Source organism: Pseudomonas cimarronensis, from assembly GCF_049331905.1.
Lineage (GTDB): Bacteria > Pseudomonadota > Gammaproteobacteria > Pseudomonadales > Pseudomonadaceae > Aquipseudomonas.
In genome coordinates this window covers 1,391,070-1,403,484 of the sequence record NZ_CP186283.1, presented here as the reverse complement: position 1 = coordinate 1,403,484, position 12,415 = coordinate 1,391,070, and the positions used below count along the sequence as shown (strand labels likewise).

General features: G+C 63.7%; 11 protein-coding genes. 6 read left to right on the top strand and 5 right to left on the bottom strand.

Annotation, left to right across the window (positions count from 1 at the left end; translation table 11 throughout):
• The first annotated feature begins 41 nt into the window (after positions 1–41).
• Entirely contained in the window at positions 42–917 is an 876-nt protein-coding gene (locus ACOCLD_RS06490; RefSeq protein WP_422911287.1) for a LysR substrate-binding domain-containing protein, read from the top strand.
• A gap of 76 nt (positions 918–993) precedes the next feature.
• Here ACOCLD_RS06490 and amn read toward each other — a convergent pair whose 3' ends face one another.
• Positions 994–2,466, bottom strand: a complete 1,473-nt coding sequence (gene amn / locus ACOCLD_RS06485; protein WP_233683721.1) for an AMP nucleosidase — start codon at positions 2,464–2,466, stop codon at positions 994–996.
• A 132-nt stretch (positions 2,467–2,598) separates the two neighbouring features.
• On the opposite strand from amn, the gene ACOCLD_RS06480 reads away from it, so the two are divergent.
• The gene (locus tag ACOCLD_RS06480) at positions 2,599–3,333 is read left to right on the top strand and encodes a hypothetical protein (protein ID WP_422911286.1); all 735 of its coding nucleotides are present in this window, start codon (positions 2,599–2,601) and stop codon (positions 3,331–3,333) included.
• Positions 3,334–3,393: 60 nt separating this feature from the next.
• On the opposite strand, the gene ACOCLD_RS06475 is transcribed toward ACOCLD_RS06480, so the two are convergent.
• The 4 genes from ACOCLD_RS06475 to ACOCLD_RS06460 all read right to left on the bottom strand — a co-directional run bounded on the left by ACOCLD_RS06475 (position 3,394) and on the right by ACOCLD_RS06460 (position 8,697).
• Positions 3,394–3,825 carry a PaaI family thioesterase gene (locus tag ACOCLD_RS06475; RefSeq protein WP_422911285.1) on the bottom strand — a complete coding sequence of 144 codons (432 nt, stop codon included), beginning with the start codon at positions 3,823–3,825 and terminating at the stop codon, positions 3,394–3,396.
• Between the two features lie 9 nt (positions 3,826–3,834).
• Positions 3,835–5,487, bottom strand: a complete 1,653-nt coding sequence (locus ACOCLD_RS06470) for an acyl-CoA dehydrogenase family protein (RefSeq protein ID WP_422911284.1) — start codon at positions 5,485–5,487, stop codon at positions 3,835–3,837.
• Positions 5,484–6,137, bottom strand: coding sequence for a TetR/AcrR family transcriptional regulator (locus tag ACOCLD_RS06465; RefSeq protein WP_422911283.1), 654 nt, complete (start codon positions 6,135–6,137; stop codon positions 5,484–5,486). The genes ACOCLD_RS06470 and ACOCLD_RS06465 overlap by 4 nt, the downstream gene beginning before the upstream one ends.
• A gap of 178 nt (positions 6,138–6,315) precedes the next feature.
• On the bottom strand, positions 6,316–8,697 hold the full coding sequence (locus ACOCLD_RS06460) for a 7TM diverse intracellular signaling domain-containing protein (protein WP_422911282.1): 2,382 nt from the start codon (positions 8,695–8,697) through the stop codon (positions 6,316–6,318).
• 245 nt (positions 8,698–8,942) lie between these two features.
• On the opposite strand from ACOCLD_RS06460, the gene ACOCLD_RS06455 reads away from it, so the two are divergent.
• From ACOCLD_RS06455 to ACOCLD_RS06440, 4 genes are read left to right on the top strand one after another with little or no spacing between them, the layout of a single operon-like run.
• Positions 8,943–9,737, top strand: a complete 795-nt coding sequence (locus ACOCLD_RS06455; RefSeq protein WP_422911281.1) for a hydroxymethylpyrimidine/phosphomethylpyrimidine kinase — start codon at positions 8,943–8,945, stop codon at positions 9,735–9,737.
• Positions 9,738–9,761: 24 nt separating this feature from the next.
• Positions 9,762–10,388 (top strand): thiamine phosphate synthase, encoded by a 627-nt coding sequence (thiE, locus tag ACOCLD_RS06450; protein ID WP_422911280.1) that lies wholly within the window; start codon positions 9,762–9,764, stop codon positions 10,386–10,388.
• Positions 10,389–10,442: 54 nt separating this feature from the next.
• The gene (gene hemL / locus ACOCLD_RS06445) at positions 10,443–11,732 is read left to right on the top strand and encodes a glutamate-1-semialdehyde 2,1-aminomutase (protein ID WP_257777065.1); all 1,290 of its coding nucleotides are present in this window, start codon (positions 10,443–10,445) and stop codon (positions 11,730–11,732) included.
• Positions 11,732–12,388: a hypothetical protein gene (locus ACOCLD_RS06440; RefSeq protein ID WP_422911279.1), complete on the top strand. Its 657-nt coding sequence runs from the start codon at positions 11,732–11,734 to the stop codon at positions 12,386–12,388. Before hemL ends, ACOCLD_RS06440 begins: the two co-directional genes overlap by 1 nt.
• Positions 12,389–12,415: the final 27 nt, after the last annotated feature.

The following is a 12,415-nucleotide window of genomic DNA, read 5'->3' as shown; positions in this document are numbered from 1 at the left end:
GATAGATTTTGTACAAATCTGATTAGCTGGACTTATCAATCATGTTGAAACACTGGCCCCCGCTAAACGCCCTGCGCGGCTTCGAAGCCGCCGCCCGCCTGGGCAGCTTCCACAAGGCCGCCGAGGAACTGCACCTGACCCAGTCGGCGATCAGCCAGCAGATCCGTAGCCTGGAAAGCTTTCTCGAACAGCCGCTGTTCTACCGCAGCGGGCGCAGCGTCAGCCTCACCGATGCCGGGCATGACCTGCTCAGCACCACCCAGTCGCTGCTGCAGCAACTGGCCGTGGGCATCCGTCGCCTGGAGCAGTACCGCAAGCCCAACCAACTGGTGGTCAACACCACGCCGGCCTTCGCCCGCCACTGGCTGGTGCCACGCCTGGGTGAGTTTCATCGCCTGCACCCGGAGATCGACCTGTGGCTGTTCACCAGCGATGAGGTGCCGGACATGGCCACTCAGACCATCGACATTGCCGTGCGTGACGACCTCACCGCCCAGGCCGAGTGCAGCTTTCGCGTGTTGCTGGAAGACCGCCTCTATCCGGCGGCCCACCCCAGCCTGCTGGTGCAACAACCAGACGAGCGCTGCACCCTGCATGGCGAACGAGAGATGGATTGGAGTCATTGGGCAGTCCAGGGCGGGCAGGCTGTAGGCCAGCAGAGCAACGGACTTAACTTCTCCGACCCTGGCCTGCTGCTGGATGCCGCCAGCCAAGGCCTGGGCATCGCCCTGGTCAGCCAGTTGCTGGCTGACCAGGCTCGGCGTAACGGCCTACTGCAACCGCTGGCGCAACAGACAGTGCGCGGCCCCAACTGGGCCTGGTTGGTGCACCGCGACAGTGAGGGCGATCCACTGACCCGCAGCTTCTGCAACTGGCTGGAAAACGCCCTGAACGGCAGCGCAGCAAGCAAAGCGTAGGTTGGGCTGAGCCTGTGAAGCCCAACAGGAAACGCTCACTGGCTGTTGACTTCGACGCTACGCGCCTCAACCCGACCTAACGGAACGGCGGTTCGTCGAAGCTGCGCAACTTGCGCGAGTGCAGCGAGTTGAGCTGGCTACGCATCAACTCCAGCGCAGTGATGCCGATATGCAGGTGCTGGGTCACGGCGCGCTCATAGAAAGCACCGGCCGCGCCAGGCAGTTTGATCTCGCTGTGCAGCGGTTTGTCCGACACGCACAGCAGCGTGCCGTAGGGCACCCGCAGACGATAGCCCTGGGCGGCGATAGTGCCGCTTTCCATATCCACCGCGACCGCGCGCGACAGATTGATCAGCGGCCGCTCCTGGGCCCAGCGCAGCTCCCAGTTGCGGTCGTCGTAGGTCAGCACGGTGCCGGTGCGCAGGCGCTTTTTCAGCTCGTCGCCCTCTTCACCAGTCACCAGCTTGGCCGCCTGCTGCAATGCCTGCTGCACTTCGGCCAGCGCCGGCAGCGGGATATGCGGCGGCAGTACGCGGTCGAGAATGCCGTCGCGGCGCATATAGGCGTGAGCCAGCACGTAGTCGCCGATGGTCTGCGACTGACGCAGGCCGCCGCAGTGGCCGATCATCAGCCAGCAATGCGGGCGCAGCACGGCCAGGTGGTCGGTGATGTTCTTGGCGTTGGACGGGCCGACGCCGATGTTGACCAGGGTAATGCCATGGCCATCCTCGGCCTGCAGGTGGTAGGCCGGCATCTGATAGCGGTGCCAGACCACGTTCTCGATGATCGCCTGCATCTCGCCTTCGGCCATGCCACGCTCGACCACCACATTGCCCGGCAGCACCATGCGGGTGAAGCGTGAGTCGCCCACCAGCATATCCAGGCCGTGGCGGATGAACTGGTCGACGTAACGGTGGTAGTTGGTCAGCAGGATCCACGGCTGCACGTGGCGCCAGTCGCTGCCGGTGTAGTGCTGGATGCGCTTGAGCGAGAAGTCGGTGCGCGCCGCATCGAACAGTGCCAGCGGCAGCGGGTCGATGTTCTCCCAGTCGTACAGGCCATCGGCGGTGCCATCGGTGGCGGCGGACAGGTCGGTGCTGGGGAATACGCGCGCCAGCTCGGCGGCGGTCACACCGCTGCCGGCCAGTTCATCGCCGCCCTCGACCACGTACGGGTAAGGAATGTTCTGCTGGCTGCGGCCGACCTCCACACGCAGGGTGAAGTCGTTCATCAATGGGCGCAGCTGCTCCAGCAGGTATTTGCGGAAGGCCGCCGGCTGGGTCACGGTGATAGCGTAGGTGCCTGGCACCTGTACCTTGGCGTAGGCACGCACGGTGGTCGGCACCTCGCCCTGGCACAGGTAGGTCAGACGCAGTTCGGGATAGCGGAACAGGCAGTGCTGGGCGGCATCGGGTTTGACGCGCTCTTTGAGGTAGCGCTTGAGCGCCTGACTGAGGGCGCTGGTAGCCTGCTGGTGCAACGCGGCAAGGCGATCCACCGCCTCTTCGGCGGTGGTGGCGACAACGAAGTCATCGGAACAAAGGCTCACAAGGCATCTTCCTGGCTGATCGGACAGGCTCTATCTTGCCCTGATCCACCGCGCTTGGGATAGCGCGGCGTTGACCACCCAGTCACCCAATACCCGCTAATCTTGTTGCACCCATTGCCCCGAGGACACCGCATGCCGCGCGCCCTGTTCATCCTGCTCCTGAGTTTACTGCCGAGCCTGCTACTGGCCGACAGCCTGGACGGTCACTACCTGGCCACCCTGGACGGACAACCCGCCGAGCTGCACCTGCGCAGCCAGGGGCCACAGGTCAGTGGTGAATACGTCGAAGGGGGCCGGTTGCGCCTACAGATAAGCGGCAGCTTCGACGGACAGTTGCTCACAGCGCAGATCCGCGAAACACAATCCGGACAGGCAATCGCCAACATGACGGCCACCTATACCAACGGCGTGCTCAACAGCCACATCGCCGCGCGCAACCCGCGCACGGGCGAAACCCTGGAGCGCAGTGCCGTGTTCCATCGCCAGACGTTCAGCGACGCCGCCATCGCCAGCAAGGCCAATCGCCAATTCCGCGACCCGGCACTGATCGGCACCTGGGTGCATGAAAAAATCACCAACAGCGGCGGTGCCAACTTCGCCTCGATGACCACCCAGATGATTCTGCAACTGACCGTTGATGGCGGCGTGAGCCAATGGAGCCGTACCGTCGCGGGCGGCGCCGACTGGAACTACGACGCCCCCGGCGAGTTGCAATACACCGGCCGCTGGATAACCACCCACACCGGCTTATTGGAAGTGCAGCTGCAAGGCCAGAACGACTACCAGCCGGCCGCCCGCTACCACTTCAGCGACCAGTACCTGGTGACCGAAAGCAACACCGGCAAGCTGATCTGGCAGCGCCGCTGAAGCGCGCCTGCCGGATCGCAACCGGCAGAGCCTGTTAACAGCACCTCCGCCAGGCAGGCCTCAGCCTGTAGCCTGTGACGAACCTCGCAAGCAGGTGAATACCGCACTGGCGGTGGCGCATAGTTGCCCCTGGGCATCATGCAGCGTGGCCTGTACCGCGACCTGTCGCCCTTCGCGCTGCTGCACGCAGGCTTCGGTATGCAGCGGCAAGGCCGCAAGACCAATCGGGCGCAGGTAATTCACCTGCAGGCTGGCGGTCACGAAGACCTCCTCGGCACTAGCCAGCGAATACACCGCCAACCCCAGCGCAGCATCGAACAGCGTGGCGGTGTAACCGCCATGCACACCGCCAAGCGGATTGAAGTGCACAGCCGGCGGCTGACTGCTGAAGCTCGCCACCCCGGCTGCAGCCTGCAGCTGGGAGATACCGTAATCCGCCGCAATATCGCCGGTCAGCCAGAGCTTTAAGCCCTCAAACAGACTGCCGTGCATGTTCAGGCCTCAGATCAGGTGCGGCGTACTGCGCGCCACCAGCGCCTCGACATTCACCCCACGCGGCAAGGTGCCGTAGACCCGCCCGCCCTGACCGCCCAGACGGCTGGCGATAAAGGCATCGCTTACCACCGAATTGCCGGCCTCCAGCAGCAGCTTGGCTTGCAATGCCAGGGCTACGTCCTCGGTGAGCTGACGGGCGCGGTACTGGATATCGGCGGTGTCGCGGAAATCCGCCTGCAGTTGCACAATATGGGCTTTCAGCCGCGCATCGCCGTGACCGTCGCCCAGCTCGGCAAACAGCGCATCAAGCACGCCCGGCTCCTTGGACAGCGCACGCAGCACGTCCAGGCACTGCACGTTGCCCGAGCCTTCCCAGGTCGAGTTGACCGGTGCTTCGCGGTACAGCCTTGGCAGAATGGTGTCCTCGACATACCCGGCACCGCCCATGCACTCGGCGGCCTCGTTGATCATGGCCGGCGCGCGTTTGCAGATCCAATACTTGCCCACGGCGGTGACCAGGCGGGCGAACTTGTCTTCCTGCTCATCGTGCGGGTTATCCAGCGCCTTGCCCATGCGCATGGTCAGCGCCAGCGCGGCTTCGCTTTCTAGGGCCAGATCAGCCAGTACGTTCTGCATCAGTGGCTGCTCGCTGAGTACCCGACCACCGACCTGACGGTGCGCGCAATGGTGCGCGGCCTGAGTCAGGGCCTGACGCATCAGCGCGCTGGAGCCGATCATGCAGTCGAAACGGGTCAGCGCGACCATTTCGATAATGGTCGGCACGCCACGGCCTTCTTCACCAACCATCCAGGCCAGCGCACCGCGAAACTCCACTTCACTGGAGGCGTTCGACCAGTTGCCCAGCTTGTTTTTCAGGCGCTGGATATAGAACTCGTTGCGCGTGCCGTCCGGCCGGTGGCGCGGTAGCAGAAAGCAGGTCAGGCCCTTGGCGGTATACGCCAGGGTCAGAAAGGCGTCGCACATCGGCGCCGAGCAGAACCACTTGTGCCCCACCAGCTCATAAGCCTGACCGGGACCACCGAGGCCCACCGGGTAGGCGCGCGTGGTGTTGGCGCGCACATCGGTGCCGCCCTGCTTTTCGGTCATGGCCATGCCGATGGTCGCACCGGTTTTCTGCTCGACCGGCAGGTTGCGCGGGTCGTACTGGGTAGACAGAATTTTCGGCAACCACTTCTCGGCCACATCGGCCTGTAGCTTGAGTGCGGGCACGCTGGCAAAGGTCATGGTCAGCGGGCAACCGCTGCCAGCCTCAGCCTGGCTGTGCAGGTAACTCATGGCGGCGCGCGCCACCTGGGCGCCAGCGCGTGGGTCGGTCCAGGGCATGGACGGCAAGCCATGCTCGATGGCTGCACTCATCAACTGGTGATAGGCCGGGTGAAACTCCACCAGATCGGCGCGGTGACCGTAGCGGTCGTGGCTCTTGAACACCGGCTTGTTTTCGTTGGCGAGAAAACCGGCGGCCATCAGCTCGCCGCCGGCCAGCGCGCCATATACATCCAGGCGCTGCGCAGCCCAGCCACCACCAAAGCGTTTGATCCACTCCTGCAGCGGCAGGTCAACGCGGTACAGGTTGGCGCCATCCAGCGGCGGCACCTGGTTGAACACTTCATGGGTTTCGGCGTGTTGGCTGGCATTCATGGCTGAGGCTCCTCTTCGGGCAAATTGGCGCCCACGGCACGCAGGCAAAAGGTGACCAAGGCCTGGCTGACTTCGGCCAGGCTGGGGGCGGGATATCCGGCTTCACGGGCGGCACGCGCAGGCGGCGACAACGGCCCGACCAGGGCTTCGGCAATGGCGCCGACCAGGCAGGCTGCGACCAGGTTGATCTGCTGCACATGGAACACGCCTTGGGCGACGCCCTCCTGCAGCAACTCGACGAACAGATCGGCATAGGCTTCGCGGTAGAACAGGCGCTGCTCGTCGACTTCCGGATCAACCGGTTCGGCAATCAGGGCGAAAGCCAAGCGGCGGCTGTCCCAGGCCCGCGCGGCAAAGCGCTGCAACCCCTCGGCCAGACGCTGCACCGGGCTACCCGGCCCGCGCACGGTGACGGCCAGGGCATCGACCTCACGCTGGCTGGCCACAGCAAACACTTCCGCCGCCAGCTCGCCCTTGCTGCGTACATGGCGGTACAGGCTGCCGGTGGCAATGCCGACATCCTCAGCCAGCGCGTGCATGGTCAGCGCGGCAAAGCCGCCGTCGGCCACACGTGCCAAGGCGGCGCTGATGATGCGCTCCCGCAATGCTTGATCACGATCGATACGCAGGGCGGTGGCGCGATAAGCCATGGTCTGAATCCTGATTCACGATGCATCAAGTGAATCAGGATTCAGAGTTTGGCTAAAGGGCGATTCCGGGCACAGTAGGCGGCATAAGCGCCAACCATTGACGCATATAACCTGGAGGACTCAGCTGAATGTGCCGGGCTCCGTGGTGCGCACGGCGCCCCCTACAAGCCAGACGCCGCTATGCGGGACGGCAGAGCACCCAGTCATGCAGCAGATTGCGCAGTTGCTCGAACTTCACGGGTTTGGCCAGGTAATCACTCATGCCGGCAGCCAGGCAGCGCTCACGGTCACCGCTGTGGCTGTGGGCGGTGATCGCCAGCACCGGCAAGGCCTCACAACCGGGCAGATTGCGCAGCGCGCGGCAGGTGGCAAAACCGTCCATCACCGGCATCTGGCAATCCAGCAACACCGCATCGACCGCCTCATTGCGCAGCACATCCAGGGCCTCGCTGCCGTTATCGGCGGTACGCACCTGGTAGCCCAATTTGAGCAACATGCCGCGGGTCACCAGCTGATTGATCGCGTTGTCCTCGACAATTAATACCGTGCACTGCCCCGGTTGGCGCAACGCCGGCCCGGTGACCTTGGGCGGCAATTGAGCCGGTGCTGCCAGCTGCACCGGCAAGGCCAGCGGCAGCTCCAGACGGAAGCAGCTGCCCTGCCCCGGCTGCGATTGATGGCTGAGGTTGCCACCCAGCAGGTCAACCAGCTGCCGGCAGATGGCCAGGCCAATACCCAAGCCGCCGTATTCGCGGGTCATCGAACCATCCAGTTGCTGAAAGCGCTGATACAGCTTGCCATCGGCCGGCACCACAAAGCCCACGCCACTATCGATCACCTCGATACACAGCGGCAGGGTGTCGCTGGCCGTACCGCCACGGCTGACGCGCACTCGCACCTCACCATGCAGGGTGAACTTGATGGCGTTATCCAGCAGACAGCCCAGGCTCTGCTGCAGTTTGCTGGCATCACCTTCGAGCGTGTCGGGCAGGCTGTCATCCAGCTCCAGCACAAAACCCAGGCCTTTTTCTGCAGCACGCGGCGCGTATTGCGCGCGCAGACCGTCGAACAGACCACGCAGACTGAAAGGCTCGCGCCGTGGATACAGACGCCCAGCCTGCAGCTCGGTGAGGGCAAGGATGTCATTGACCATGCGCATCATGTCGCGGGCTGAACTGGCGGCGGTTTTCTGATAATTCGCCAGCTCGCCCTCGATATTGAGCATCTGCATCAGCTCCAGCGAGCCGATAACCCCGTTCATCGGCGTGCGCAGTTCGTGGGTAACGGTGGCGAGGAATTCATCCTTGAGGCGATTGCTGGTAGCCAGTTCCTGGTTGAAGGCTTCGAGCTTGAGCCCGGCCTCTTGGAGGATGCGTGTGCGCTCTTCCTTCATGGCGTTGATGCGGTCGGCCAACGCCAGCGAGAGCAGGCCCACCTCAAGCGCCGAGCCAATCTGACTGGCATACATGGTGAGAAACATGTTCGGCAGATAGCCCAGCACCATCAGGGTATTGATCGCCCCGCCGGCCAGAAAGGCGCTCCAGGCAATGATGAAATAGCGCGCCACACGCATGCCGCGCAGCCAGGCGAGAATCCCGGCGGCGAAGATCACCACGGTGAACAGCAAGGCTAGGTAGGTGGCCAGACGCAGCGACAGCGCATAACTGGCCGTGAGGGCCAGGGTCATCACCAGCACACCGCAGGCCATCAACAACAACAGCGCGCGATCAACCCAGGGGCTGTGTTCAGCGGTGTGCAGGAAACTGCGTGCGAACTGACAGCCGAACAACGCCGCCGCGCCAATCAGAAATGGCGTGGCCGCATTCGCCCACCAGGGGCTGTTGGGCCAGAAATATTCGATGGCCGCACCGTTGACCGACAGCTGGTAAAAACCGAACGAGGCGATATAGAGGATGTAATACAGGTAGCTGGTGTCGCGTACGCTGAGGAAGATAAACAGGTTGTAGATCAGCATCACCAGCAGCACGCCGTAGATGATGCCCAGTACATAGATGCGCGCCGGCTGCTCCTCCAGGTAGGCGTTGGGCGCCCATAGGGTCAGCGGTGCCTGGATCGAGCCCTGGCTTTCCAGACGTAGAAAGACGCGCTGCGGCTGCCCCGGCGGCAATTGCAGTTCGAACAGGTAGTTGTACTGTTTGATCTCGCGACTGGAAAACGGCAAGGCATCACCGGTGTGCTGACGCAAGTGATAACGGCCCGTCGCATCGGGCAGATACAGCTGCACATGATCGAGCGGTGGGTAAGCCAACTCCAGCAACCAGGGCTGCGTGACGCTGCCTTGCTGCGGACGGTATTCCAGATCCAGTCTCAGCCAGAACACCGAGCGCGAATAACCGGCATTCAGCACGCCCTTGTCATGCTGACGAAAACTACCCTGCAAGGCTGGCGAGGTAATGTCCTCAATGCTGGCATCGCCGCGCACATCCTCGAACACTGCCATGGCCTTGCCGAGCGGCAGGCTGCGGGTGTTTTCATCAAAAACCAATGCACCGGCCAACCCTGGCACCAGCATAAAGAAACAGAGAAGGATGTAGTGCATGCAGCTCAGCCAGGGTAAGCCAGCAGCGCCATCGTGCGTTGCTGGATGCGGTGTAATGGGATGCTGGCACTCTAGCATAGGCCCTTGCGCCAGAACCCTAGGAAAAACCAGAACTGCCTGGAGTTTTTGACCTTTGCAGGCGAAGGCAGCGGCCCTGTGCAGGCATGCGACAGATCGTCCACCAGGCTGGCTTTCCTGCCACTGCGGGGTCTGCAAACCGTGGTTTGGTGGTAAGCTCGCGCACCATGAAAACGCCTACCTCTCGCCCCGTAGTGCTGTGCCTGTCCGGTCATGACCCCAGTGGTGGTGCCGGCCTGCAAGCCGATATCGAAGCCCTGCTCGCCCAAGGCTGTCACGCTGCCCCCACCGTGACCGCGCTGACCGTGCAGGACACCGTCAACGTCTCCGACTTCCGTGTGCTCGACCGCGACTGGGTATTGGCCCAGGCCAATGCGGTGATCAACGACCTGCCGGTTGAGGCCGTAAAGCTCGGCATGCTCGGCTCGGTCGAGATGGTCGAAACCGTACTGGAAATCATGCAACGCCTGCCGGGTATCCCGCTGGTCTGTGACCCGGTGCTGCGTGCTGGCGGCGGCGGCGCACTGGGCAAGGACGAAGTCGGCTACGCCATGCGCGAGCGCCTGCTGCCCGTCGCCACCATCGCCACGCCGAACCTGCCGGAAGCGCGCATCCTCGCCGAGCTGCCGGACGGCACGGCCGATCAGTGCGCCGAGAAGCTCTTGCCCTATATCCAGCACCTGCTGATCACCGGCGGCCATGGCGATGAGCATGAAGTGCACAACCGCCTGTATTCGCGTGACGGTAGCCGCCACACCTTTACCTGCCAGCGCCTGCCCGGCAGCTACCACGGTTCCGGCTGCACCCTGGCCAGCACCCTGGCCGGGCGCCTGGCATTGGGTCAGGAACTGGTCAGCGCCGTGCAGTTCGCCCTCGACTACACCTGGCGCACCCTGCGTGACGCCGAACAACCGGGCCACGGCCAGTACATCCCGCGCCGCCTGCCGCTGGATGCTTATTAATAGAAGCAGTTGATGGAGTACCCGATGAAACTGCGTGGCCTGTATGCCATCACCGACAGCGAATTGCTCAAGGGCAAGCTGCTGCCTTACGTCGAGGCGGCACTCAAGGGTGGCGCGACGCTGCTGCAGTATCGCGACAAATCCAGCGATGACGCCCGCCGCCTGCGCGAGGCCGAAGCCCTGCGCGAGCTGTGCAACCGCTACGGCGCGGCACTGATCATCAATGACGACGCCGAACTGGCCGCACGCTTGGGTGTAGGCCTGCACCTCGGCCAGGGCGACGGCTCGCTGTCTGCCGCCCGCGCCTTGCTCGGCCGCCAGGCGATTATCGGCGGCACCTGCCATGCCCAACTGGAACTGGCCGAAGCCGCTGCCAAGGAAGGCGTCAATTACGTTGCCTTTGGCCGTTTCTTCAACTCCACCACAAAACCTGGCGCGCCCTCGGCTGACATCGCCTTGCTGACGGCGGCGAAAAGCAGGGTCAACCTGCCAATTGTCGCCATCGGCGGCGTGACCCTGGAGAACGCACCCGAGCTGATTGCCCACGGTGCCAGCATGGTTGCCGTGGTACACGGCCTGTTCGGTGCCGACTCGGCAGATGAAGTCGAGCGCCGCGCCCGCGCCTTTAGCGCGCTGTTTATTTCTAACTAATCGTCATCAGGGGCAGCCCGGCTCGCCCCAACTCCCCGCTTGAGAGGCCCTGCCATGTCCCGTTCCGAAACCCTCTTCGCCAACGCGCAAAAGCACATCCCTGGTGGCGTCAACTCGCCGGTGCGCGCTTTCAAAAGCGTTGGCGGCACTCCGCTGTTCTTCAAACACGCCGAAGGTGCCTACGTCACCGATGAAGACGACAAGCGCTATGTGGACTACGTCGGTTCCTGGGGTCCGATGATCCTTGGCCACAGCCACCCGGACGTGCTCGACGCGGTGCGCAACCAGCTGCAACACGGCCTGTCCTACGGCGCGCCAACTGCCATGGAAACCGAGATGGCCGACCTGGTGTGCAGCCTGGTGCCGTCCATGGACATGGTGCGCATGGTCAGCTCCGGCACCGAGGCCACCATGAGCGCCATCCGTCTGGCCCGTGGTTACACCGGCCGCGACAACATCATCAAATTCGAAGGCTGCTACCACGGGCATTCCGACAGCCTGCTGGTGAAAGCCGGCTCCGGCCTGCTGACCCAGGGCGTACCGAGCTCGGCCGGCGTACCGGCAGACTTCGCCAAACATACCCTGACCCTGCCGTTCAACGACCTGGCCGCCGTTGAGCAGATGCTCAGCGAAGTTGGCTCGACCGTTGCCTGCATCATCGTCGAGCCGGTGGCCGGCAATATGAACTGCGTGCCGCCGGCACCCGGCTACCTGCAAGGCCTGCGCGAGCAGTGCGACAAACACGGCGTGGTGCTGATTTTCGACGAAGTGATGACCGGTTTCCGCGTCGCCCTCGGCGGCGCCCAGGCCTATTACGGCGTCACCCCGGACCTGACCACCTTCGGCAAGATCATTGGTGGCGGCATGCCAGTCGGCTGCTTCGGCGGCAAGCGCGAAATCATGCATTGCATCGCCCCGCTCGGCCCGGTGTACCAGGCCGGCACTCTGTCGGGTAACCCGCTGGCCATGGCTGCAGGCCTGACCACCCTGCGCCTGATCAAACGCCCGGGCTTCCACGCCGAGCTGACCGACTACACCAGCCGCATGCTGCAAGGCCTGCAAGACCGCGCCGATGCCGCCGGCATCCCATTTGTCACCACTCAGGCGGGCGGTATGTTCGGCCTGTATTTCAGCGGTGCCGACGATATCGTCACCTTTGACGATGTGATGGCCAGCGATGCCGAGCGCTTCAAGCGCTTCTTCCACCTGATGCTCGAGGGTGGCGTGTACCTGGCCCCGAGCGCCTTCGAGGCCGGTTTCACCTCCATCGCCCATGGCGATGCCGAGCTGAACATCACCCTGGACGCCGCCGAGCGCGCCTTCGCTGCGCTGAAGAACGCCTGATGCAGTACAGCACGGCACTTTCCGATGGCGTGCTGGCCTTGGCCTGCCTGGCCTGCGCAATCGCCATCGGCAAAGCCCGCAAGCACTATGGCGAGAGTGACCAGCCGGCACTGTTCTGCGCACTGTTGGGGTTTCTCCTGCCGGCTGCTGCGGCAGCCGTCGGGGTGATTCGCTTTGGCATCGACCCCAGCGCGCAGGCCGCGCACTTGTGGCTAATCCAAGCCAGCAGCTTTCTCGGCCTGCCGTTGCTCGGCGCCGCCGCACTCGCCCTGGGCCGGGGTTGGCAGTGGAGCCGCGCCAACTGGGGACGCATCCTGCTGGGGCTGTGCGCGTTCTTCGAACTGTTCCGCCAGATGAACCTGCTGGAGGATTACCGCCTGCTGCTCAACCTGGCGACCCTGCTGCTGATTCTCTACGCCGGTGCCGTGCAGTGGCCCAAGCGCGCCCCTCTCGTCGCGGCGATTGCAGTGGTTGGACTGTTTCTGCTGGCTGGCCTGGCTGTAGGTACTGACGGCTTTATGGGTTCGCTGCGCCGCGTTGACCTGTTCCACGCCCTGCTGACACCCGCCTACCCACTGCTGGCCTGGCTGCTACTGAGCCTGCCTGGCAGTGCAAAACTTGGCCGCACGGAAGAAAACCCGGTAAAGACTTTGTAAGAACGGCGCTGCTTATTTCATAATGTG